Raw genomic sequence first — 23919 nt, forward strand, 5'->3', positions numbered from 1 at the left:
ATCACACTCCGATCTTGTCGAGACTTGCGAGGTCCGGCAGGTCGAAGATCGCCATGTCCGGACGCTCGGCCGGCGCGCTGGTGCGCTGGCCGGCGCGCAGCTTGGCGGAACGGGCGCGCGGATTGATCTCCGCCTCGGCCTCGCTCGCAGCGATCATCGGCTTGCCGACGGGCTCGAAGGTCGCCGCGCGCTCATGAACCATGGGCAGGTGGCGCGAGCCGGAGGCCTTGCCGGAACGCTCGGTGAAGAACTTCTTGACGATCCGGTCCTCCAGCGAATGGAAGGTGACGACCACCAGCCGCCCGCCGGGCTTCAGCGCCTGCTCGGCGGCAAACAGCGCCTGGGCAAGTTCGCCGAGTTCGTCATTGACGAAGACGCGCAGCGCCTGGAAGACGCGGGTCGCCGGGTGGATCTTGTCCTTGGCCTTGCGCGGGGTGACGACTTCGATCAGCCCGGCGAGATCGCGGGTCGTGCGGAAGGGCTCGCGCAGGCGCTGCTTCTCGATGGCGCGGGCTATGCGGCCCGCCTGCTTCTCTTCGCCGAGAAAGCCGAAGATACGGATGAGGTCGCCGACCTTGGCACGATTGACGACATCGGCGGCGGAAACGCCGGCACCCGACATGCGCATGTCGAGCGGTCCGTTGCGCTGGAAGGAAAAGCCGCGCTCGGCCTCATCGATCTGCATGGACGAGACACCGATGTCGAGCACCACGCCGTCGAGACCGCCTTCCGGAGCGTAGTCAGCAAGATGGGAGAACTGGGTGTGATGGAGCGTCAGGTGCCCGCCGCGCGCCGCGACCAGCGCCTGACCGGCGGCAATCGCCGTCGGGTCGCGGTCGAGCGCTATGACGTCGGCGCCCGCATCGAGGATCGCCATCGTATAGCCGCCGGCACCGAAGGTACCGTCGAGAATGATCTTGCCCGGCCGCGCGTCGAGCGCCGCCAGGACCTCGGAGAGGAGGACCGGAATGTGGCGAACCGGTCCGCCATCGGCATCAGTAGAACCTCCGCCAAGATTCGCCGCCATTCCGTTTCCCCGTCTTATGAAGTTTGCAGTCCTCGCAGCCTGCGCCCTTCCCTCGCCGCCACCTGCGCCTCGTGAAACGCCTGCGGCTGCCAAAGCTGAAAATGATCCGACCGCCCGACGAAGCAAACCTCCGTCGCGATGCCGGTAAAGTCCCGGATGAAATCCGTGACCATGAGACGCCCTTCGGCATCGAGCCGCACGAAGACGCCGCCGCCATGAATCAGCAACGACATCTCGTTCCCCTCGCGCGCAAACGGATCTTCCGCCGAAATCTGCCGTTCGTAGCGCTCCAGCAGATCGGGGCCGCCGACGCTGATTGCCGGAAAGACGAAATCCTGGATGCAGTAGAGCTCCTGGATATCGCGCTGCGCCAGAACGGCACGGAACGGCGCAGGCACGGAAACCCGCCCCTTGGCATCGATCCTGTTTGTCGCACTGGACAGAAAGCGGTTCATGACAATCGACCGCTCTCCCTTCTGGCAAGAGGCTCCATATCGAGCCCCGCAAATCCGAAAACACCCGCACCGCAGAACTGCCGCAGAAGACCGGGGGCCACCCTTCACATCCGGTGACCGACCCACTTTCGACTGCGATTTCCGGGACTTCAATCAGCCCCTCAACGGTACGTTTATGGGATAACATGGGACTATATGGGCGTCAATGGGACAGAGCTTCCGCGATCCTCCAAGGGATTCAAATATTGATAAGCGGTTAAGCTTAACGAATCGTTAGAACCACCTGTTGTGCCATTGCTTTTTCACCCCGGACCTTGACCGTAGCTGGACAACGGCAAGCCGAAATTGTGACGGTTTTTCAGAGCATTGGATTTGTTCGCTAAATCCGTTCCCACCGGTCCGCAAAGGGGAAGGAAAAATCGCCAGTTGGCCTGTAAGCCGGGTTCTGTATGGCTCCGGTCGCCCGGAACGTGGCAGCCATTCATCTGGGACAGCGTTTGCACACTGCCTCACGCAACCCACCCGGATGACTGGCCCGGAAACAGGCTGTGGCCGCGCTTGCGCGTGACCCGCGTCATCCCTATTCGGTCTTGCTCCCGGTGGGGTTTACCGTGCCGTCCCTGTTGCCAGCGACGCGGTGGGCTCTTACCCCACCCTTTCACCCTTACCTCGCGAGCGAGGCGGTTTGCTTTCTGTGGCACTTTCCCTGAGGTCGCCCCCGCCGGACGTTATCCGGCACCGTGTTTCCGTGGAGCCCGGACTTTCCTCACCCTACCGCCTTTCGGCATTGGTAAAGCGCGGCTGCCCGGCCAACTGGCACCGCGTCCTTAACCGAGCAGCCCGGCGATTGCCACCAAAAAGGAGTCTCCTCCAATGGCAGGACGCCGGATGGTGAACAATCAGCGGAAAGCGGGGCGGAAAACATCACCATAGGCAGCCTCGTCGAGGTCTCCGCCTTGAAGGAGGACTGCGCCCAGCCGGCCGATCTCGTCCGAACTCTTGGCCGCGGCACCGCAGCCGCCGGTCAAGACCGCGATCCGGTCGCTGGCAAAGCCGATCGCCGGATAGTTGCTCGGCGTGAACGAGGTGACGCAGGCAGCCATACTGAGCGGCGCGGCGGCAAGAGCCGGAACGAGGCCGTCGATGATTCGCTTGAGATGATCGCGGGTGCCGGCGCGGCCGCCGCTGCGGAACCAGGCACGAACCTCGGGTTCCGTTTCAAGCCGGAGATCGTCCGGATCGCCGCCGATCTTCAGATAGGTCTTGCCGTCCGGATAGCGCACCGGCGGAAGCAGATAGATGTGGTCACGCGGGTCGTCGGGCTGGTGGATCAGCGACGGCATGCCGGCATAGCGGGAAAGCTCTGCCTCGGGGATCTCGAAGAAGGCGACGGTGCGCGCATAAACCGACAGATCAACCGGTCTCGGCAAGAGATTCTCGCCAATGGAGAATCCACCGGCGGCGACGAGCACCTTGTCGCCCCTCACCTCGCGCCCCTCCGCCGTCCGGACGACGACGCCTCCGCCGGACTCGTGCGTACTGACGACGGTATCAGTAATGACCGTTGCGCCGGCGCGCGCCGCCAGAACCGACTGCGCCTCGACCAGACGCCGTGGATTGACATAGCCGGCCTCGGCCGCCTCGAACACGCCTTCACAACCGCTGCCGAAGGAGAAATACGAAAACCGTTCGGCCAGCTTCCTGTCGTCGATCATTTCGACATCCGCACCGACCCGTTCGGCCGCAGCGCAGATGTCGGCGACATAGGGATCGCGGCCGCCGCGCTCAGGTCCGACCATCAGGCAGCCCGTCGGGTGGAAGAACTCCATCCCGCTTTGCGCCGCGATCTCGCCATAGCGGGCGATCGAACGCTTTGCCAGCAATGCCCAGACCGGGTTCGGATCGATGGTGCGGGTGATGCGCGCCTCGTCGTAGTGACTGGCGAAAACGCCCTCGTGCCGGGCGGCATCCTTGGGCTCATCCGGGCCGATCAGTGCGACCCCGTCGGTCTGTTCTGCCAGATGGCGGGCAGCGGCGGCGCCCATCATGCCGCGACCGATGATGATGTATTTGAAGCTTTCGCCCATGCCATGTCCCCTGTCGACGCACTTGCCGACAGCTTTTCCCGATCAGGGCTTTGCCGGCAAGTGTGGAATCGGACCTGGAGGAAGCACGGCTGCAATTTTGTCGTGGAGACGACGGGCCGCCGTTCTTGGGCGTCCCCTGGAGGCCGCGCGGAATTCCGCCGCCGTGGACTGCCGTGCGAACCTTGCAGGCGAGATCGCGAGACGGCCAGGGTGTGCACACGCCTGGCCGTTCTCTCAGAGGCTTACGAAGCGATCAGCGCCAGCACCTTGCCGCAATAGCGCTTGGAGACCGGGTTCATCCGCTTGGCGGCGTGGCCGGCATTGTATTTCAGGATGGTCGAGCAGGTCTGGCCGTCGCCCAGGTCATGCGCCATCGACAGGTACTTCATGCCGTAGCGGATGTTGGTCTCGGGATCATACAGCCCCTTGGAGGAGCCCGAATAGCCCATCATGCGCGCCGTGGCCGGCTTGATCTGCATGAGGCCGATCTCGCCGGCGCTGCCGCGCGCCTTGGGATTGAAATTGCTTTCGACCCGCACGACCGCATGGGCGAGCGCCACTGGAACCCCGTAGGTCTTGGCGTATTTGGAGATCAGGCTCGTATAGGGGCTCTTCGAGAAGGAAGGCGCAGGATAGCCGGCCGCGCGGTTCACGGTCTTGAGCGGAGCCCTGAAGCTGCGCTCCTCGTCTCCGGCCGATGCCGTCATGGACGAGGACAAAAGAATACCGAGGCATGCCGCAGCAGCAACAATTCGCTTCATCATGTAAAAGTCAGTCTCCGAACCAGAGAGGCGGGCGAACGTCCCTTGCGGACGCAAATCTTCCTCGTTCGCCCTACCCGTCGGGTAGGTCGCCGCCCATGCTCTCATCGTTGATATTTGCAAACACGGTCCGCAAAAACTGGGTGCCCGTGCCGCCGTTCAGTTCGTTCTTTAGAGCGGCGAAATGGGGAATTCGTGTGGCGATGCAACAAATTGGCGTTTCACGCGTTCATTCGGCCCTTCGAAAAGCAGTGCTTTCGGCCTGCCAATTCAGGCGTAACGGGGCAGCGTCGTCAGCAGCCGATGCAGCGTCTCGATCGTCGACATGTCGGCGATCCCGTCCACCCGTTCGGTGCGGAAATGGCGCTGGAACGCGGCCACGACGCCCTCCGTCTTGTCGGAGTATTCTCCGGTAATTTCAATATCATATCCATAAAGGGACAGCATCGACTGCAAGGCTTCGACCGGCTGGCCGTGGTCGCCCTTCTGGAAGAAGCGTCCGCCCTGCACCGGCACGGGCTCGACGAAGTGGCCGACGCCCGCCGCGTGAAGCCGTCCCCAGGGGAAATTTTCACCCGGATCGACCTTGCGAACCGGCGCAACATCGGAGTGCGCCAGCACGCGTTCAGGGGCGATATCGAGCCTGCGGCCGCAATCGAGACACAATTGAATGACCGCTTCGATCTGCTTGTCGGGGAATCCGGGGAGCCCGGCGGGGTGCCCGGCATTGGCGATCTCGATGCCGATCGAGCGCGAATTGATGTCGGTCTCGCCCGCCCAGAAGCTTTTTCCCGCATGCCAGGCACGCCGGTCCTCCGGCACCATCTGCACGATCCGACCGTCCTCGTGGACGAAGTAGTGGCTGGAAACCTGGCTTTCGGGATTGCACAGCCAGGCGAGCGCGCCGTCATGCTCGGGCATGCCGGTATAGTGCAGAAGGATCATGTCGGGGCGACAGCCGCCGGCCCGTTCGCCCTGGTTGGGCGACGGCATCACGGTGGCGCCGGCGAAATCGGCGGTGAAAGGCTTCATGCGGCGCGGCGTTCTTTCTCGATCGCCGAATAGGCGGCGTTCAGCTTGGCCATGCGGTGGTGGGCCACGGCATGGAACTCGCTCGGCACGCCGCGGGCATGCAGCCGGTCGGGATGGTGCTCGGCGGCGAGCGCCCGGTAACGCTTGCGGATGGTGGCGAAATCGTCCGACCGCTGCACGCCCAGCACGCCATAGGGATCGCCCTCGAGATGCAGGTGCCGCTGGGTAATCGTGTGGAAGCGCTCCTCGGACAGGCCGAAGATCTCGGCGATGCGCGACAGGAAGTCGAGTTCCTTCTCATGCACCAGACCGTCAGCCGTGGCGATGTGGAACAACGCGTCGACAATGTCCTCAAGCACCGGGCAGAAATTGTCGCAGGTCCGGCAGAGCTTGGCGAGCTTCTCCGCATAGGCCTCGAAGCCGGCCACGTCCTGACGCGCGAGATTGTACAGCCGGGCGACGTTCTTCGCCTCTTCCTCGGGGAAATCGAAGATGCCGCGGAAGGCATCGACCTCGGCCACCGTCACGATTCCGTCGGCCTTCGCCATCTTGGCGGACAGCGCGATGATCGCAACAGAGAAGGAAACACGGCGGCGGGTCTCGGGGTCGCCTTCGAAAACGGTTCGAACCGCCTCGACCATACCCGACAGGACGCTGCCCGCTGCATCGCCGATAGCGCCCAGCAGACGATCCCACAACGACGCGATCTGTTCGCAGGCGAAATCGAAAATCATCAGCGAGTTTGACCAAATATCGCCTGAAAAAGCAAGCCGCGGCGCCAGTCTGCGACATTAAACTTTATTCACGTTCGGTTGCGAAACGCTGAACCACAGCCATCGAGGCTCTACCCCGATCGGCCTCGAAGGCCGTCGAATCGCACCATGCGCCGCCCCTGGTCCATCTCGCGGATTGATTGGACTATTCCTTGGGCTCATGCGACCACCGCCACATTTCCTCCCAGCGGAGCCCGCATGAAATCGGCAATCCCCTCCCCCGCGCTCGGCCTCATCCTCGGCGCGATCGGCGTCACCATCTTCGGGCTCACCCTGCCGATGACCCGCATCGCGCTCGACGGCTTCTCGCCGCTTTTCATCACCTTCGGCCGGGCGGTGATCGCCTCGGCGGCAGCCGGCACCGCACTTCTCGTGCTCGGCAAACGCTGGCCGCGGGGCGCCTTCCCGGCCCTGTTCCTCGCCGGCATCTGCCTCGTCTTCGGCTTTCCGATCTTCTCCTCGATCGCCATGCAGAGCCTGCCCGCCGCCCATGGCGGCGTCGTGCTCGGGCTGCTTCCGCTGCTCACCTCGATCTTCGCCGTCGTCGTCGATGGCGAACGGCCAAGCCCGCTCTTCTGGCTGTGCGGTTTCGCCGGAGCGGCCCTCGTCGTCGCCTTCTCCGCTCGCCAGAGCGGTTTCCATCTTGAGGTCGGCGATCTCTGGCTGCTCGCCTCCGCCGTTTCGGCCTCGCTTGGCTACGTGCTGTCCGCCCGGCTGGCGCGCCGCCTGTCGGGCTGGGAGGTCATTTCCTGGGCGCTCGTCGTCATGCTGCCGCTGTCGCTGGTCGGCGCGGTGCTGACCTTCTCGAGCGGCGTCACGGCACCCGGCCATGCCGCGATCGGCGCCCTCCTCTACCACGGACTGCTGTCGATGTTCGGCGGCTTCATCTTCTGGAATGCGGGGCTGGCGATCGGCGGAATTTCGCGCGTCGCGCAGATCCAGCTGATGCAGACTTTCGTCACGCTGCTGTTTTCCACACTCCTGCTCGGCGAGCACATCGGCATTGAAACGATTATATTCGCGATCGCCGTCGCCTTCGTCGTCTGGCTGGGCCGAAAGGCCCGTATTTCCTGAACTTTTCGCTTTACAAGGCCATCCGGTCGTCGCATCCATTCGCGCGGAAAAGCTGAATGTCACCGGCGCCCGAGGCGCGCCGAAGGAGGATCAATGGCCAAACAGAAAGTTGCAATGCTGACCGCCGGCGGTCTGGCGCCCTGCCTCTCGTCCGCCGTCGGCGGATTGATCGAGCGCTACACGGACATCGCGCCCGAGATCGAGATGATCGCCTACACGTCCGGCTATCGCGGCTTGCTGATGGACTACAAGATCGAAATCACCAAGGAGATGCGCGAGAAGGCCCATGTGTTGCACCGCTATGGCGGCTCGCCGATCGGCAACAGCCGGGTGAAGCTCACCAACACGGCCGATTGCGTCAAACGCGGCCTGGTCAAGGAAGGCGAAACGCCGCTCCGGGTCGCCGCCGAACGGCTGGCCGCCGACGGCGTCACAATCCTCCACACCATCGGCGGCGACGACACCAACACGACCGCGGCCGATCTTGCTGCCTATCTCGGCGCCAATGGCTATGACCTCACCGTCGTCGGCCTGCCGAAGACCGTCGACAACGATGTCGTGCCGATCAAGCAGTCGCTTGGCGCATGGACGGCAGCCGAGGTTGGCGCGCGCTTCTTCGACCACGTTTCCAACGAACAGAGTGCAGCACCGCGCAGCCTTGTCATTCACGAAGTCATGGGCCGCCACTGCGGCTGGCTGACCGCAGCGACCGCCCACGCCTACATCAACCGTACCCGGAACAACGAGTATATCGAGGGTATGATGATGAACAGCGAGTTGAAGAACATCGACGGCCTTTATCTGCCGGAAACCCATTTCGACATGGAAGCGGAGGCCGAGCGCCTGCGCGAAACCATGGACCGCTCCGGCTTCGTCACGCTTTTCGTCTCCGAAGGCGCCTGCCTCGAAGAGATCGTCGCGGACCGCGAGGCTGCCGGTGAAGAAATCAAGCGCGATGCCTTCGGTCACGTCAAGATCGACACGATCAATGTCGGCAACTGGTTCCAGAAGCATTTTGCCAAGCTGCTCGATGCCGAACGCTCGATGGTTCAGAAGTCCGGCTACTACGCCCGTTCGGCTCCGGCCAATTACGAGGACCTGCGCCTCATCCACAGCATGGTCGATCTCGCCGTCGAAAGCGCGCTCAACAAGGTGTCGGGCGTGACGGGTCACGACGAGGACCAGGGCGGCCGCCTGCGCACGATCGAATTCCCGCGCATCAAGGGCGGCAAGGCCTTCGACCTGAAGACCCCGTGGTTCCAGGAGGTAATGGATCACATGGGCCAGAAATTCCACCCGGCCAATTGACGGAACGGGCGAAAGCTGGCTTGCTCTTCAGTGGAGGAGTCGAAACGATGTCACTGGAACACTGGCTGGCTTTCGCCGTCATATCGGCGATCTGTCTGATTTCGCCCGGCCGCGTGCTGATGCTGATCGTATCCTATACGCTCGGCCAGGGCCGCAAATCGATGCTGGCGACCATTCCGGCTGCAACCCTCGGCACGGCGATGGCACTGGCCATCGTCATCCTGGCGCTCGGCTGGCTGCAGTTCGCAGCGCCGGAGATCCTCGATCCGATCCGCTGGATCGGCGGCGCCTATCTCGCCTTCCTCGTCATCCGAACCTGGCGCAGGCCCGGCGGCGGCGTTCCGCTCGCCGACAACGACAACCTGCCCCAGGAGAAGCCCCTGCGAATCATACGGCATGTCTTTTCCGAGACAGGCCTCGATCGCCGCAGCTACGCCTTTTTCGTGGCACTCATCGCGCAGTTCCTCGATCCGGCAGTGCCCTTGCCCGAGCAGGCGCAGGCATTTGTCGAGACATTTCTCGGGCTGGCGCTGGTCTCCTGGCTCGCAGCCGCGATCGGAGCAGGCCCGCTGCATCGCTTCATCCGCAGCCATTCTCCGAAGCGTTCGACCAAACGACGCGATCGCAATGTGCTGATTTCGTCCAGTTCCGTGACGGCGGGCTATCGCAAGATTGCCGCATGACCAATAGTCAGCTTGCCGCAATTTAGCCCATCCATTATGACAACGGAATGTTAACGCACGGCGCTCGCTTCGCTTGCTGCTTGGGGATTGATTGGGACGTCGGCATGATTGCAAAAAGAGACCACGGATTGCACCTCGGCCTCGCCGCCGTCCTGATTGCCGGACTGGCCGGCTGCACGAGCAGCATGGAAGACGCAGCAAAGCAGGAACTGAAGGCCAATCCGGTCGCGGGCACCGCCGCCGGACAGACCCAGACCGCAGCCGCCGAGGCCGCGAGCACCCTTCCCGCCCCCGTCGATCCGGCCGCAGCCGCAGTGCCCGCGCCGATCATTCCGGGCACCGCGACGCCGGCCCCCATTCCGACCTTCAAGGCCGTCGCGCTCGCCAATCCCGGCGCCACGCCGGTGGCCATGGCCATGGCGGCCGGCCAGGAAAACATCGCGATCCAGACCGCGGCCATGCCGACCTCGCCGAATACGGTGACCACGCTGCAGATGTCGACGGATACGGCCGATCCCGCCGTGCTGCCACCCGAGGTCACCGCCCAGCAGACGATCGTGCCGGTCGCCAAGCCCGCCGGCGGTGCACTCGCCTATGCCTCGCCCTCTGCCGCCACCTCGCTTGCCGCACTCGACTCGCAGTTCGACGTGACACCGCCCGGCCCCGCCCCGATGCTTGAGGCCACGAAGCCGGCCACGTCCGGCCCGACGGTGATCAACGCGCTGATCAAGAAATATGCGGCGATCTACCAGATGCCGGAAGCGCTGATCCACCGCGTGGTCAACCGCGAGAGCACCTACAAGCCGACCGCCTACAATAACGGCCATTACGGCCTGATGCAGATCAAGTATTCGACCGCCAAGTCGATGGGCTACGACGGCCCGGCCTCCGGCCTGTTCGATGCCGAAACCAATCTGAAATACGCGATCAAGTATCTCAAGGGTGCATGGCTCGTCGCCGACAAGAGCCATGACGGCGCCGTCCGGCATTATTCGCGCGGCTACTATTACGATGCCAAGCGAAAGGACATGCTCTACGTTCTCCAGCCCGGCTTCATGTGATGCGGCTCGCGGCCTCGGCGCATCGCCTCGGTCCCGCCCCATGCATCTTCAATCCCACACCCTGGCCGGCGTGCTGCCGTAAGACCTCATACCTCAGGACCCGTTGCAAGACGGCCGTCACACGTCCGTCCCTTTCAGCGCAGCGCGTCCGAGACGGCCTTTACCAGCTTCTGCGGCCGATAGCCGAGCTTTGACGGCGTGAGGCCGAGCCGCACGACCACCAGGCGCTCCGAAGGGATGACCGCGACGACCTGCCCGTCATGCCCCTGCAGCCAGAAAGTCTCCGGCGTCAGGCCGAAGCTCTCGTCGGGCTCGTCGCCCGGCCCGACCTGCCAGGCCTGCATTTCCGTATAGCGCCCGCCCGACGCGGCCGTCGGCCGCTGCATCGCCGCAACGAACCCTTGAGGCAACAGCCGCTCTCCGTTCGACACGCCGTCATCGACGAGGAACTGGCCGAATCGCGCCCAGTCGCGGGCGGTGGCATAGAGATAGGAACTGCCGACGAAGGTTCCGGCGGCATCGGCCTCGAGCACGGCGCTCGTCATGCCGAGCGGGTCGAACAGGGCTTTGCGGGGATAAGCGAGCGCTTCGCTCGGGTCTGAGAACCTGCTCATCCAGATTCGGGTGAGCAGAACGCTCGTGCCCGAAGCGTAGCTGAAGCTCGCGCCCGTCCTGGCCATGACCGGTTTCGCCAGGCTGAAGCCTGCCATGTCCGGCTCGAGATAGAGCATGCGGGTCACGTCGGTGACGTCGCCATAGTCCTCGTTGAATTCAAGCCCGCTCTCCATCGCCAGCAGGTCTCGCAGGCGGATCGCGGCGTGCGGCCCATCCGTCCAGTCCGCCAGAAGCCGGTCATCGTCGAGAGCGAGACGCCCCTCCTCAACCAGTCGACCAATGATCGCCGCATTGACGGTCTTCGCCATGGACCAGCCGAGGAGCGGCGTGGTGGCGGAAAAGCCCGGCCCATAGGCTTCGCCGACAAGTCGACCGTCCTTGATCACCACGACCGCCCGCATGCCGGGACCGCCAAGCGCCGGGTCGGCCAGGAGCGCGGCGATGCGGCTGTCTGTCGGGCCGGTTTGCTCGCCATTCGGCCACAGCGCCGCAGGGTCGGCCGCAGGTCTCGGCGGCACTGGTGTCGCAGCGACGGCGCGGGCCGCCTCGACCTCGCCATCGGGAACGCTGGCACAGCCGAGGCCCTCACGGTAGACGGCCGTGCCGGCGGCAAAGGCCCCCAGCATTCGCGCCGCGACCACCTTGTCTTCCGCGTCCACCTCGATACCGATCAGCTTCAGCAGTGGATGACCGGGCGCCTGGACGTCGAGCGCCAGGACCGCCTCGGGATCGCGCCTGGCGAGGAAGACGTTGGAACAGACCATCTTCGCCGCATAGCCGGTGCCGACCCGAAGCAGTTCGGGTGGCGCGAGAGCCAGCCAGACGAACACGCCGGTCACCAGCAGGATTGCGGCCAGCACGGCTGCCTTCAGCACCTTCACGATCAGTCGCATAAACGTCTCCTCCGCCGATCTAGCCCCATGCAAGCAGGAATTGCCGATGCACGAAAGGCGTCAGATGCCCCTGCACACGGCTTTTTTAACGGAGCAGGACCCGCCCGCCTTAGCCAACAGGCCTCGTCATCAAACTGTAGCAGTGCGCGGCTAAACGCCATCAACGTTCAATGGATGGCTGACAAAGATGACCGATGTTGCGCCCGATGCCGGCTTTCGCAAGAACCACAAACTCAAGAACGCCCTGCTGCAGCACAAGCCGCTGAGCCGCGACGGTCTTTCGGAGCGGCTGTTCGAACTCCTGTTCTCCGGCCTGGTCTATGCCCAGATCTGGGAGGACCCGGAGGTCGACATGGAGGCCATGGAGCTTGGCGAGGGCCATTCGATCGTGACGATCGGTTCGGGCGGCTGCAACATGCTTGCCTACCTGTCGCGCCACCCCTCGCGGATCGATGTGGTCGACCTCAATCCCAATCATGTCGCGCTGAACCGGCTGAAGCTTGCCACCTTCCGCCACATGCCGGATCACGAGACCGTCGTGCGCCAGTTCACCGGCGAGCGGAACCGCACCAACAGCCGTAACTTCGACCGCTACGTCGCCCCCAATCTCGATGACTGGACGCGCACCTACTGGAACCGGCGCGGCCTCGACGGCAAGCGCCGCATCGCCGCCTTCGACCGCAATTTCTGCCGCACCGGCCTGCTCGGCCGCTTCATCGGCGCCGGCCATCTTCTGGCAAGGCTTCACGGCGTGAATCTCACAGAATTCGCCCAGACGAGATCGCTGCGCGAACAGCGCCAGTTCTTCGACATGCGCATCGCGCCGCTGTTCGAAAAACCGCTGATCCGCTGGATGACCAGCCGCAAGAGCTCGCTCTTCGGTCTCGGCATCCCGCCGCAGCAATATGACGAGCTGGCGAGCCTTTCGGAGGGCGGCACGATCGCGCCGGTGCTGCGCCACCGGCTGGAAAAGCTTGCCTGCCATTTCCCGCTCAAGGACAACTACTTTGCCTGGCAGGCCTTCGCCCGCCGCTATCCGAAGCCGAACGAAGGCGCGCTGCCGACCTACCTCAAGGCGGAGAACTATCCGGCGATCCGCGCCAATGCCGGGCGGGTGACGGTCCATCACGCCAACTTCACCGAGCTCTTGACCTCGAAGCCGGCCGCCAGCGTCGACCGCTACAGCCTGCTCGACGCCCAGGACTGGATGAACGACGACCAGCTCAACGCCCTGTGGAGCGAGATCACCCGCACGGCCGCCCCCGGCGCCCGCGTGATCTTCCGCACCGCCGCCGAAAAGAGCGTGCTCGACGGACGCCTCTCCGAGGCGCTGCTTGGCCAGTGGACCTACCACGCCGACCGGTCGCAAGAGCTGAACAAGCTCGATCGCTCGGCGATCTACGGTGGTTTCCACATCTACGAGAGGAAGGCCTGATGGCCGTCGAGCCGACCGCCGCGGCAAACCTCGATGCCGAACATGCCGAACGCATGGACGGCATGTATCGCTACCAGCGTCACATCTACGACCTGACGCGCAAATACTACCTTTTCGGCCGTGACCGGATGATCGCCCGCCTCGACGTGCCGCGCGACGGCACGCTGCTGGAAGTCGGCTGCGGCACGGGGCGCAATCTCCTGCTCGCCCACCGGATTCATCCGACGGCCAAGCTCTACGGCCTCGACATTTCCGCCGAGATGCTCGTCTCGGCGCGGGCGAATTTTCGCGGCATTCCGGTCATGCCGCAGCTCCAGGTGGCCGATGCCACCACCTTCGACGCGGCGGCCTTCGGCGTCGCAGGCTTCGACCGGATCATGATCTCCTACGCCCTGTCGATGATCCCCGACTGGGAAAAGGCGATCGACGCATCGCTTGCCGCGCTCAAGCCCGGCGGATCGCTGCACATCGTCGACTTCGGCCAGCAGGAGCGCCTGCCCGCCTGGTTCCGTGGCATGCTGCAGGGCTGGCTTTCCCGCTTCCATGTCACACCCCGGGAAACGCTGCGCGATGTGCTGTCGGCCAGGGCCGATGCGGTCAAGGCCCGGCTGGAATTCGAAGCTGTCGGTCGCGGTTACGCCTGGCACGCGGTAATTCGCACCTGAACTGCATAAGAACAGTTGAAAATAACCTATATTTAACGATGATGGAGGCAAAAGGAGGTTTGCGCTCCTTTTGTATCTGCGTGTGCGCGCGCCGCATCAGGGGCATGACCTCGAATTCGTTTCTATGGATGTTCCATGCGGTGGCTTCTCCTCTCGCTCCTGCCGATCGCGCTGACCTTCAGCGGCTGCACATCCGCCAGCTATGACCTGATGGAAACCGCGTCGATCTCGGCGCCGCGTTTCGGCGACAAGGACCCGCAGGATTTCGGCGAAAAGACGCCGAATCGCCACAAGGTTCATGGCATCGACGTGTCGAAATGGAACGGCGACGTCGACTGGGCCAAAGTGCGCAAGTCCGGTGTCTCCTTCGCCTTCATCAAGGCGACCGAAGGCAAGGACATCGTCGATACGCGCTTCGACGAATACTGGCGCCAGGCAGCCGCCGCCGGCATTCCGCATGCGCCCTATCACTTCTACTATTTCTGCTCGACGGCAGACGAACAGGCTGACTGGTTCATCCGCAACGTGCCGAAGGCCTCGATGCACCTGCCGCCGGTGCTCGACGTGGAATGGAACCATACCTCGAAGACCTGCAACTACCGCCCGAGCGCCATGACCGTGCGCGCCGAGATGAAACGCTTCATGGACCGCATCGAGGCCCATTACGGCAAGCGGCCGATCATCTACACCTCGGTCGACTTCCACCGCGACAATCTCGAAGGCAGCTTCCAGGACTACCATTTCTGGGTTCGCGCCGTCGCCCAGCATCCCGAAGAAATCTACCCGGACCGGCGCTGGGCCTTCTGGCAATACACCTCGACCGGCGTCATCCCGGGTATCAAGGGCGATACCGACATCAACGTCTTCGCCGGCACCGAGAAGAACTGGAAGAACTGGGTCGCCGCCGTCTCGAAGCACTGAGCGTCGTGGCTTCGCCGCGAAAAATGTCGCGTCCGGCCTGGTTTTTCGGCGACGATCTCGCTTTCGTCAAAAAGTCGGCCAATATCGTGTCTCGCATCGTTCCGCCCGGCCGCCGTTTGCGACCGGGCGGATTTCGTCAAGCCATTCACGGCGCCGTCACGACCGGGGTATTTGCTCGGCCGCAGCGCCCAGTCACTGCCCGAACCCGCAAGGATGTTTCCATGAAGACCGTCTCCCGCCTCGCTCTTGCCCTCACCGCCCTTCTCGCCACCTCCTCGCTTGCCGCAGCCCAGCAATGCGGCGGCGATCTCGGCTCCTTCCTCGAGGGCGTGAAGGCCGAAGCGGTTGCCGCCGGCGCATCTCCCGAGGCCGCGGACGCAGCGCTTGCCGGCGCGCAGATCGATCAGAAGGTTCTATCGCGCGACCGCTCGCAGGGCGTCTTCAAGCAGACCTTCCTCGAATTCTCCAAGCGCACCGTCAGCCAGGCCCGCCTCGACATCGGCCGCCAGAAGATGCAGCAATATGCCGAAGTCTTCGGCCGCGCCGAACAGGAATACGGCGTGCCGGCCGGCGTGATCGCCGCCTTCTGGGCCATGGAAACCGATTTCGGCGCCGTGCAGGGCGATTTCAACACCCGTAACGCGCTCGTCACGCTCGCCCATGACTGCCGCCGCCCCGAACTCTTCCGTCCGCAGTTGCTCAACCTCATCACCATGGTCCAGCACGGTGACCTCGATCCGGCCACCAACACCGGCGCCTGGGCCGGCGAGATCGGCCAGGTGCAGATGCTGCCCAAGGACATCGTCGCCTTCGGCATCGACGGCGACGGCGACGGCCATGTCAACGTGAAGAAGAGCTCGCCCGACGCCATCCTGACCGCGGCCAAGTTCATCGAACATCTCGGCTTCCGCCGCGGCGAGCCGTGGATCCAGGAAGTCGTGGTTCCGGACAACCTGCCCTGGGAGAAGACCGGATTCGGCAGCACCATGACGGCCGCCGACTGGTTCGCGCTCGGCGTCAAGCCGCGCGACGGCAACACCGCCTCTAGCGCGCTTCCGGCCTCGATCGTGCTGCCGCAGGGCCGCAAGGGCCCGGCCTTCATCACCTATCCGAACTTCAACATCTATCTCGAATGGAACCAGTCGTTCATCTACACGACCTCGGCCGCCTATTTCGCCACCCGCCTGATGGGCGCCGAACCCTACCAGAAGGGCAATCCGGAGCCGGGTCTCGGTGATGAGGAGATGAAGGCGCTGCAGACCAAGCTGCAGGCGATGGGCTACGACGTCGGCAAGATCGACGGCATTCTCGGCTCCGGCACGCGCATCGCCATCCAGAAGGAACAGCAGCGCCTCGGCATGCCGGCCGACGGCTGGGCGACACCTGCCCTTCTCGGCGCACTCTGATCCGGACAGGGCGACCCAGGTCCTGGGTCGCCCGTTCGCCTCCCGTGACGCATAGCGGCCGTCACGATTTCTCGCCCACAGCCGCCAACCGCCTGCATTCCGTCGCCTCGTTGATAGGCGTCCTCCGGGAGTGGGGCGAGGACGATCGACACGCGGCAGGTTTCGGGTGGCCCATCGGGCGCCCTTCGCCTAAAGCTGGCTCCAGTTCATTTCCATGGAGCCAGCCGATGCCGCCTGTCACCCCGCCACGCCTCAATACCATGACCTGGTCGCTGCTCGCCCTGCTCGGCCTGATCTGGGGCGGCTCGTTCTTCTTCGGTCGGGTCGCAGTGCCCTATGTCCCGCCAGTGACGCTCGCCTTCCTGCGATTGTCGATCGCGGCGCTGGCACTGCATATCTACCTGCATGGCCGCATGGACCTCTACCGGTCGCTGTGGCAACGCTGGCCCGCATTTCTCCTGCTCGGCCTCATCAACAACGCCATCCCGCACACGCTGATTCTCTTCGGCCAGACGGAGATCGGCGCAGGCCTCGCCGCCATTCTCAACGCCACGACGCCCATCTGGACCATGCTGATCGCCAACCGTTTCACCGCGGACGAGAAGCTCTCGCCCGCCAAGCTCGCCGGCACGGTGCTCGGCCTTGCCGGCACCGCCGTTCTGATCGGCCCGAGCGCGCTCAAGGCCAGCGACATCCCGCTGTGGGCCGTAATCCTGCCGGTCATGGCGGCGATCTCCTACGGATTCGCCGCGACCTACGGCAAGCGCTTCCGCGACCTGCCCGCGCCCGTGACCGCCACAGGCCAGCTGACCGCCTCCTCGCTGATCATGCTGCCGACCGCGCTTCTGGTGGATCATTTGTGGCAGATCCCCGTCCCCCCGATCGAAGCGGTCGCCGCAATCCTCGCGCTGGCCCTGATCTCCACCGCCTTCGGCTATATCCTCTTCTTCCGCATCATGGCGCTGGCCGGCGCCACCAACACGTCGCTCGTCACACTGCTGGTGCCGCCGAGCGCGATCCTGCTCGGCGCGCTGTTCCTCGGCGAAACCTTGCAGGCCCTGGATCTGGTCGGAATGCTGCTGATCGGCATAGCCTTGCTCGTCCTCGACGGACGCCTTCCGGCCTTTCGCCGCAGCGCAACATGATCGGGGTGGGAGACCGGAACTGTGCCTGTAGGAGGCGATGCGAAGCTGCTCCGATCACGCTTGTTAAGCAACATTAATAAACGCTGAAATTATCCAAGCGGTTGATTTTTCTACAGAAGACCGGGGGTGCGACAAGATTTCCACAGTCTACAACGGCACTGCAGCACATTAATCGCTTTCCTTGCGACACAAATCCGACATATTATCTAACGGTCAACACAAGGAGGCAGACATGGGACTTACAAACTCTCTCAATGTCCTGATCGTCGGTGCGGCGTTTGTGTTCATTGCCACGATGCTGTTCATCTAACCCAAATGAGTTGAACAAGAGGCCTTAGAGGAACCGTCAGCGGTCAGGCCCTAAGCCGTAAGAGCTTTCCAGTTTCCATGAAAAAGGCGCATGATCCGATCGGACGTGCGCCTTCTTCGTATCTGCCGGTCGGGCGGCTGCATCACGCGGCAGCGCCGGCCCCTTCCCGCGAGCGGTTCTGCGGCCTGAGGCCGAGATTGCCAAGGGTTGAAGCGACCAGCGCCGAGCGGTTCATCGTGTAGAGATGGAAATCGGAAATACCGCGCCGGACGAGATCCTCAATCTGCTCGGCCGCCACTACGGCTGCGACCTCGGCGCGCGCCTGCGGCTGCTCGTCGAGACCGGCGAAGCGCTCATCGAGGAAGCCCGGGATGCTTGCGCCGCACATCGAGGCGAAGCGCTTCAGCTGGGTCAGATTCTGGATCGGCATGATGCCGGGCACGATCGGGATCGAGATCCCCGCCGCCCTCACCCGCTCAAGGTAACGCTCGAAGATGTCATTGTCGAAAAAGAACTGGGTAAGCGCGCGGCAGGCGCCGTTGTCCACCTTGCGCTTGAGCATGTCGATGTCGCTCGTCGCGTCCGGGCTCTCGGGGTGCTTTTCCGGATAGGCCGACACAGAGATCTCGAAGTCGCCCAGCTCGCGCAGACCGGCAACCAGCTCCGCGGCATTGGCATAACCGCCCGGATGCGGCTGGTAGGGCGTGCCCATGCCGCCCTGCGGATCGCCGCGCAGTGCCACGAAGTGCTTCACGCCGACGGCGCGGAACTGCTCCACCACCTGGTGCACCTCCTCCTTCGTCGCCCCGACGCAGGTGAGGTGCGAGGCTGTGCGGAGCGGCGTCTCGGCAATCAGCCGGCGCACGGTCGAAAGCGTCGGCTCGCGGGTCGTGCCCCCGGCACCATAGGTGACGGACACGAAGTCCGGTGCCCAGTCGGTCAGGTCGTCGACGGTCTTCCACAGCTGGTCCGCCATGTCTTCCGACTTCGGCGGAAAGAACTCGAAGGAGTAGCGCAGGGGCTCGGCGGTCTTGCCGTTTCGATCGTCAATCGCCATTCACCTGCTCCCGGCCTGTGCGGTGGTCCCGCTGATTTGCACTTCCAAGGCCTCGCCGCCCTTGCGCGCGAGCCAGATGGTCACGGTCAGCCCGCGGCTGGCGGTGCTGCCCGGCGGCAGGTCCACGGTCCGCTCGACAGCCATGCCGTATTTCGCCAGCCATTCGGCCATGGTCTGATGCGAGAAACCGAGCCGCACATGGGCATGCTCGTCCCGCAGGTATTCGAGGGTGTGCGGGGCAAGATCGATGATGATCAGCCGGCCGCCCGCCTTCAGCATGCGGCTCGCCTCGGCGAGCGCCAGCTCGGGCTGGACGAGAAAGTGCAGCACCTGATGGATGATGACGATGTCGTATTCGTTGCCGTCGAGCGGCAGGTTCAGGATGTCGCCGTGACGGACCGAAGCCTTGAGCACGCCGGCCTTGTCGAGATTGGCGCGCGCCACCGCCAGCATGTCGCGGCTGGCATCAATGCCCGTCGCGCGGCGGTAGCCGTCCTGCAGGAGTTGCAGGATGCGGCCGGTGCCGGTTCCGAGATCGAGCAGCGCGTCGACCGTCTCCGTGCCGATCAGTTCAAGCAGCTTGGCCTCGACGGCGGCGTCGTCGACGTGCAGGCGGCGCAGCTCGTCCCATTCGGAAGCGTTGCGCTTGAAGTATTCCTGGGCGCGCTCGGCCCTCGCGCGCTTGACGGCCGCGAGACGCTCGCTGTCGCGCAAGAGCACGGCGTCGTTCTCGCAGGTGGCGGCCAGCAGCACATTGGCAAGCGCTGCCGCATCGCCGTCCTGCTTCAGCCGGAAATAGGCCCAGGCGCCCTCCTGGTAGCGGTCGATCAGGCCGGCCTCGGTCAGCAGCTTCAGATGGCGGGATATGCGCGGCTGCGACTGGCCGAGAATGTCGGTGAGGTCGGTGACCGTCAGGTCGCCCGCCGAGAGCAGCGCCAAAAGCCTCAGGCGTGTCGGCTCGCCGGCCGCCTTCAACAGTTCCACCAGGGCGTCGACGCCGAATTTCATGTTTGCCGTCATTCTTCACCCAATCAAGACATAAACATATCTTTATGTCAGTCCCGATTTTTGCGCAAGGGCAAAGTGCGAAATCCTGCGAACGAGCGGCAACCGTCCACAACGGAGGGGATCGCGTCCGGGCGCAGAAAGCCGGGCGGCAACCGACCGGGCGGCAACAAAAAAACCCCGGCGAACCGGGGTTTCTGATGGAGCCTGAAGTTCAGCGCGTCAGGCGCTTGTAGCTCATCCGCTTCGGATTGACCGAATCGGCGCCGAGGCGGCGGATCTTGTCTTTCTCGTAGTCCTCGAAGTTGCCTTCGAACCACTCGACGTGGCTGTCACCCTCGAAGGCGAGGATGTGGGTGGCGAGACGGTCGAGGAACATGCGATCGTGCGAGATGATGATCGCGCAGCCAGCGAAGCTTTCCAGCGCGTTCTCGAGCGCACCGAGCGTTTCGGTGTCGAGGTCGTTGGTCGGTTCGTCGAGCAGCAGCACATTGCCGCCGGCCTTCAGCATCTTGGCCAGATGCACGCGGTTGCGCTGGCCGCCGGACAGGTTGCCAACCTTCTGCTGCTGGTCGCCGCCCTTGAAGTTGAAGGCGCCGCAGTAGGCACGCGAATTCATGTCGAACTTGCCGAGCTTGATGATTTCGGCGCCGCCGGAAATTTCCTCCCAGACGGTCTTGTTGCCGTCGAGCGTGTCGCGGCTCTGGTCGACATAACCGAGATGCACGGTGTCACCGACGCGGACCGTTCCGCTGTCGGGCTTCTCCTGGCCGGTGATCATGCGGAACAGTGTCGTCTTGCCGGCGCCGTTGGGGCCGATGACGCCGACGATGCCGCCCGGCGGCAGCTTGAGCGTCAGGTCCTCGATCAGCACGCGATCGCCGTAACCCTTGGTGATGCCGTCCATCTCGATGACCACCTGGCCGAGACGCTCGCTGACCGGAATGATGATCTGCGCATCGCCGGGGCGCACGTTTTCGGCCGCTTCCACCAGCTGCTCGTAGGACTTGATACGTGCCTTCGACTTGGCCTGGCGGGCCTTGGGGCTGGACGCGATCCATTCCTGCTCGCGCGAAATCGCCTTCTGGCGCGAGGCGTCTTCGCGGCTTTCCTGCTGCATGCGCTTGGCCTTCGCCTGCAGGTAGGCCGAGTAGTTGCCTTCGTAGGGGATGCCGCGGCCGCGGTCGAGCTCGAGGATCCAGCCGGTGACGTTGTCGAGGAAGTAGCGATCGTGGGTGATCATCAGCACGGCGCCGGGATATTGGCGCAGGTGATTTTCCAGCCAGCCGATCGTCTCGGCGTCGAGGTGGTTGGTCGGTTCGTCGAGCAGCAGGAGGTCCGGCTGCGACAAGAGCAGCTTGCACAGCGCGACGCGACGGCGCTCGCCGCCCGAAAGGCTGGTGACATCGGCATCGCCCGGCGGGCAGCGCAGCGCGTCCATGGCCATTTCGACCTGGTTTTCCAGATCCCAGAGGTTCTGGCTGTCGATCATGTCCTGGAGCTTGGCGCCCTCGTCCGCCGTCTCGTCGGAATAGTTCATCATCAGTTCGTTGTAGCGCTCAAGGATCGCCGTCTTCTTGGCGACGCCTTCCATGACGTTCTCGAACACCGTCTTGGTCGGGTCGAGATGCGGCTCCTGCTCGAGATAGCCGAGGGTAGCGCCTTCGGCGAGCCAAGCTTCGCCGGTATATTCCTTGTCGAGACCGGCAATGATCTTGAGAACGGTCGACTTACCCGCACCGTTCGGACCCAGGATACCGATCTTGGCATCGGGGTAGAAGGACAGGTTGACGTTTTCGAGGATCTTCTTGGCACCGAAGGCCTTGTTCAGGCCGGCCATGTGATAGATGAACTGACGTGCCATCGTGTTGAATTGCTCCGCGGGCGTGAAGGGGATTTGCCGCTATGTAGGCGAAAGCGCCGCACGGGGCAATGCGAAACGCAGAAGAGCCGGGCTCTTTTCTGGCCGGGGCCGCGACTGGTTGAGCCGTTTCAGCGCCAGCCGAGCCCTCCGCTCGCTCCGGCGGAGGCTTCCCGGATTGGCTAGGCCCGGATCGGCAAGGCACTGTCAGAAAAAATTCCTTTGCGGCTCTGCCTTCTGCCCTTTAACCCTTGATCCGAGTTTGGGGAGGACGGCAATGGCATTCGAGACCAGCAGGCAGCTTGCAACGGTAACGGGCGCGGAGCTCAGCTATCACCTGGAGGAAGCAACAGGCCCGGCGCGCGGCGTCGTCGTCGTCTGCCATGGCCTCGCCGAACATTCGCGCCGCTACCGCCGCTTCGCCGAGGCGCTGTCGGCCGCAGATTACCATGTCTTCGCCCACGACCACCGCGGCCATGGCGAGACCACGGCGATCGGCGCGCCGCGGGCACGTTTCGCCCGGCGCGAGGGCTGGAAGGCCGTGATCTCCGACACGCTGTCCATGCGTAACCTGGCGGTCGGACAGTATCCCGGGTTGCCGGTCATCCTCTTCGGCCATTCCATGGGCGGGCTCTTGGCCCTCAACACCGTGACGGATCATCCCGACGCCTTCGATGCGCTGGCTGTATGGAATTCCAACTTCAACCCGGGCCTGGCCGGACGTTTTGCTCAAGGCGTGCTGGCAATCGAACGCATGCTGAAGGGCTCCGACGTGCCGAGCCTGATCCTGCCGCGCGCCACCTTCCTCGCCTGGGGAAAGCGCATTCCCAACCGCCGGACCGATGCCGACTGGCTGTCGCGCGATGCGCAGGAGGTCGATGCCTACGTCAACGACCCGCTCTGCGGCTTCGACGCCAGCGTTTCGCTGTGGCGCGATGTCTTCACGCTGACCTTCCGGGGAGCTTCGCGAGCGCAACTGGGCCTCCTGCCAAAGGACAAGCCGATCCACCTGGTCGGCGGCGGACAGGATCCCGCGACCGACAATGCCAAGGCGATCGAATGGCTCGGTAAACGACTCGGCAGACTGGGTTTCGCCGCGGTCACGACCCGCATCTATCCCGACATGCGCCACGAAACCCTGAACGAGATCGGCCGGGAAGACGCGACCGCGGACTTCGTCAGCTGGTGCGACGCGGTGACGGCGCAGACTGGGGCGCAGAGGGCCTGAAGCCTTGGCGATGCCGAAACGGAATGATCCCATGAGAGAAATTCAAGTGCTTCCGGCACAGCGCGAAGCTATAGATATTGCAAGAGTAACTTGTCCGTAGCACCGCAAGCGCAAAGCTGCACGCGGTCCTGACCGCAGAAGAGCAAGGCCCGCGATGACCACCCCACCCGGACAACCTGCGCAGGCCCTGCCCGCCCCGTCCGCGGATGTGACGGTCGGGCTCCTGCTCATGGTCGCCGCAGTGCTGATCGCGCCGTTCATCGACATCTTCTCCAAGCTGGCAACCGAGACCACCTCGCCGATGGAGATCACCGCCGTGCGGTTCTTCTTCCAGATGGTCTTCATGCTGCCGATCTTCGTCTGGCGGCAAACCCTTCCGCGTTTCTCGCGGACCAACACCCGCTATCACGTCGCGCGCGGCGGGCTGATCGCGCTTTCCATGGTCTGCTACGTCACAGCGCTCTCGGTCATGTCCGTTGCCGATGCCGTGGCGATCTTCTTCATCGAGCCGATCATCCTGACGGTCCTTTCCAGCATCTTTCTCAAGGAAACCATCGGCTGGCGTCGCTACACCGCCTGCGCAGTCGGCTTTTGCGGAGCGCTCCTGATCATCCAGCCGAGCTTCGAGGAAGTCGGCTTCATCGCCCTTCTGCCGGCCGTTTCGGCCCTCTGCGTCGCCATCTTTGCCATCCTGACGCGCAAGCTCGCTCATCGCGAGGACCCCTGGTCGATGCAGATCGAGACCGGCTTCTGGGGTCTTGTCATCTCGGCCGCGGCCATCGCCCTGTTCGGCCGGAGCATGCCCTCGATCTTCGCGCCAAGCATCCCCGATCTCACCAGCATGGTGTGGATGACCAGCGTCGGCCTTGCCGCCGCGATCTCCGGCATATTCGGTGTCTATGCCTATCGCTCGGCACCGGCGTCGACGCTCGCGCCGCTGCAATATCTCGAGATCGTCACGACGACGATCTTCGGTTGGCTGGTCTTCCGTGACTTCCCCGACCCGATCAAATGGCTGGGCATCGCCATCATCATCGGCTCCGGCCTCTTCATCATCTGGCGGGAACGCCGCTTCACCTCGAAGCCCGTCTCCGAAAACGCCACGCTTGCGCCATGA

The 23919-nt window shown here is 63.9% G+C and carries 21 protein-coding genes and 1 other RNA gene; 11 read left to right on the forward strand and 11 right to left on the reverse strand.

What is annotated here, in order from left to right; all coding sequences use genetic code 11:
• Position 1: 1 nt before the first annotated feature.
• From rsmH to L867_RS0103375, 7 genes are all read right to left on the reverse strand, one after another.
• Positions 2-1027 carry a 16S rRNA (cytosine(1402)-N(4))-methyltransferase RsmH gene (gene rsmH / locus L867_RS0103350; protein WP_028735565.1) on the reverse strand — a complete coding sequence of 342 codons (1026 nt, stop codon included), beginning with the start codon at positions 1025-1027 and terminating at the stop codon, positions 2-4.
• A 14-nt stretch (positions 1028-1041) separates the two neighbouring features.
• Positions 1042-1482: a division/cell wall cluster transcriptional repressor MraZ gene (gene mraZ, locus L867_RS0103355; protein WP_028735566.1), complete on the reverse strand. Its 441-nt coding sequence runs from the start codon at positions 1480-1482 to the stop codon at positions 1042-1044.
• A 418-nt stretch (positions 1483-1900) separates the two neighbouring features.
• Positions 1901-2299, reverse strand: an RNA gene (gene rnpB, locus L867_RS26330) — RNase P RNA component class A.
• Between the two features lie 82 nt (positions 2300-2381).
• On the reverse strand, positions 2382-3569 hold the full coding sequence (locus tag L867_RS0103360) for an FAD-dependent oxidoreductase (RefSeq protein WP_028735567.1): 1188 nt from the start codon (positions 3567-3569) through the stop codon (positions 2382-2384).
• Positions 3570-3811: 242 nt separating this feature from the next.
• Positions 3812-4333 (reverse strand): lytic transglycosylase domain-containing protein, encoded by a 522-nt coding sequence (locus tag L867_RS0103365; RefSeq protein ID WP_028735568.1) that lies wholly within the window; start codon positions 4331-4333, stop codon positions 3812-3814.
• 267 nt (positions 4334-4600) lie between these two features.
• Complete coding sequence (locus L867_RS0103370; protein ID WP_028735569.1) at positions 4601-5362, reverse strand: N-acetylmuramoyl-L-alanine amidase; 762 nt, start codon at positions 5360-5362, stop codon at positions 4601-4603.
• A complete protein-coding gene (locus tag L867_RS0103375) occupies positions 5359-6096 on the reverse strand; it encodes a J domain-containing protein (RefSeq protein ID WP_028735570.1) in 738 nt (245 codons plus the stop codon). Before L867_RS0103375 ends, L867_RS0103370 begins: the two co-directional genes overlap by 4 nt.
• A gap of 237 nt (positions 6097-6333) precedes the next feature.
• Here L867_RS0103375 and L867_RS0103380 point away from each other — a divergent pair, with 237 nt between their 5' ends.
• The 4 genes from L867_RS0103380 to L867_RS0103395 all read left to right on the forward strand — a co-directional run bounded on the left by L867_RS0103380 (position 6334) and on the right by L867_RS0103395 (position 10261).
• The gene (locus tag L867_RS0103380) at positions 6334-7209 is read left to right on the forward strand and encodes a DMT family transporter (protein ID WP_028735571.1); all 876 of its coding nucleotides are present in this window, start codon (positions 6334-6336) and stop codon (positions 7207-7209) included.
• Between the two features lie 93 nt (positions 7210-7302).
• Positions 7303-8517 carry a pyrophosphate--fructose-6-phosphate 1-phosphotransferase gene (locus tag L867_RS0103385; protein ID WP_028735572.1) on the forward strand — a complete coding sequence of 405 codons (1215 nt, stop codon included), beginning with the start codon at positions 7303-7305 and terminating at the stop codon, positions 8515-8517.
• Between the two features lie 47 nt (positions 8518-8564).
• Positions 8565-9200: a LysE family translocator gene (locus L867_RS0103390; RefSeq protein WP_028735573.1), complete on the forward strand. Its 636-nt coding sequence runs from the start codon at positions 8565-8567 to the stop codon at positions 9198-9200.
• Positions 9201-9304: 104 nt separating this feature from the next.
• The gene (locus L867_RS0103395) at positions 9305-10261 is read left to right on the forward strand and encodes a lytic transglycosylase domain-containing protein (protein WP_028735574.1); all 957 of its coding nucleotides are present in this window, start codon (positions 9305-9307) and stop codon (positions 10259-10261) included.
• Positions 10262-10395: 134 nt separating this feature from the next.
• Here the strand turns inward: L867_RS0103395 and L867_RS0103400 are convergent, their stop codons facing one another.
• The gene (locus tag L867_RS0103400) at positions 10396-11769 is read right to left on the reverse strand and encodes a serine hydrolase domain-containing protein (RefSeq protein ID WP_028735575.1); all 1374 of its coding nucleotides are present in this window, start codon (positions 11767-11769) and stop codon (positions 10396-10398) included.
• 187 nt (positions 11770-11956) lie between these two features.
• On the opposite strand from L867_RS0103400, the gene L867_RS0103405 reads away from it, so the two are divergent.
• The 5 genes from L867_RS0103405 to L867_RS0103425 all read left to right on the forward strand — a co-directional run bounded on the left by L867_RS0103405 (position 11957) and on the right by L867_RS0103425 (position 17341).
• The gene (locus tag L867_RS0103405; protein WP_028735576.1) at positions 11957-13204 is read left to right on the forward strand and encodes a DUF3419 family protein; all 1248 of its coding nucleotides are present in this window, start codon (positions 11957-11959) and stop codon (positions 13202-13204) included.
• The gene (locus tag L867_RS0103410; protein WP_028735577.1) at positions 13204-13869 is read left to right on the forward strand and encodes a class I SAM-dependent methyltransferase; all 666 of its coding nucleotides are present in this window, start codon (positions 13204-13206) and stop codon (positions 13867-13869) included. Before L867_RS0103405 ends, L867_RS0103410 begins: the two co-directional genes overlap by 1 nt.
• Positions 13870-14004: 135 nt before the next feature.
• On the forward strand, positions 14005-14790 hold the full coding sequence (locus L867_RS0103415) for a glycoside hydrolase family 25 protein (protein WP_028735578.1): 786 nt from the start codon (positions 14005-14007) through the stop codon (positions 14788-14790).
• A gap of 221 nt (positions 14791-15011) precedes the next feature.
• Positions 15012-16196, forward strand: coding sequence for a lytic murein transglycosylase (locus tag L867_RS0103420; RefSeq protein ID WP_028735579.1), 1185 nt, complete (start codon positions 15012-15014; stop codon positions 16194-16196).
• A gap of 227 nt (positions 16197-16423) precedes the next feature.
• Complete coding sequence (locus L867_RS0103425) at positions 16424-17341, forward strand: DMT family transporter (protein WP_028735580.1); 918 nt, start codon at positions 16424-16426, stop codon at positions 17339-17341.
• Positions 17342-17793: 452 nt separating this feature from the next.
• Here L867_RS0103425 and metF read toward each other — a convergent pair whose 3' ends face one another.
• The 3 genes from metF to ettA all read right to left on the reverse strand — a co-directional run bounded on the left by metF (position 17794) and on the right by ettA (position 21577).
• Entirely contained in the window at positions 17794-18708 is a 915-nt protein-coding gene (gene metF, locus L867_RS0103430; protein WP_028735581.1) for a methylenetetrahydrofolate reductase [NAD(P)H], read from the reverse strand.
• Positions 18709-19728 (reverse strand): ArsR/SmtB family transcription factor, encoded by a 1020-nt coding sequence (locus L867_RS24490; protein WP_084638433.1) that lies wholly within the window; start codon positions 19726-19728, stop codon positions 18709-18711.
• A gap of 199 nt (positions 19729-19927) precedes the next feature.
• Positions 19928-21577 (reverse strand): energy-dependent translational throttle protein EttA, encoded by a 1650-nt coding sequence (ettA, locus tag L867_RS0103440; protein ID WP_028735582.1) that lies wholly within the window; start codon positions 21575-21577, stop codon positions 19928-19930.
• Positions 21578-21851: 274 nt separating this feature from the next.
• Between ettA and L867_RS0103445 the strand changes: the two genes are divergently transcribed.
• Both L867_RS0103445 and L867_RS0103450 read left to right on the forward strand, forming a co-directional pair.
• Entirely contained in the window at positions 21852-22802 is a 951-nt protein-coding gene (locus tag L867_RS0103445) for an alpha/beta fold hydrolase (protein ID WP_028735583.1), read from the forward strand.
• Between the two features lie 154 nt (positions 22803-22956).
• Positions 22957-23919, forward strand: coding sequence for a DMT family transporter (locus tag L867_RS0103450; RefSeq protein WP_028735584.1), 963 nt, complete (start codon positions 22957-22959; stop codon positions 23917-23919).

The organism is Paenirhizobium selenitireducens ATCC BAA-1503, assembly GCF_000518785.1.
GTDB lineage: Bacteria > Pseudomonadota > Alphaproteobacteria > Rhizobiales > Rhizobiaceae > Allorhizobium > Allorhizobium selenitireducens.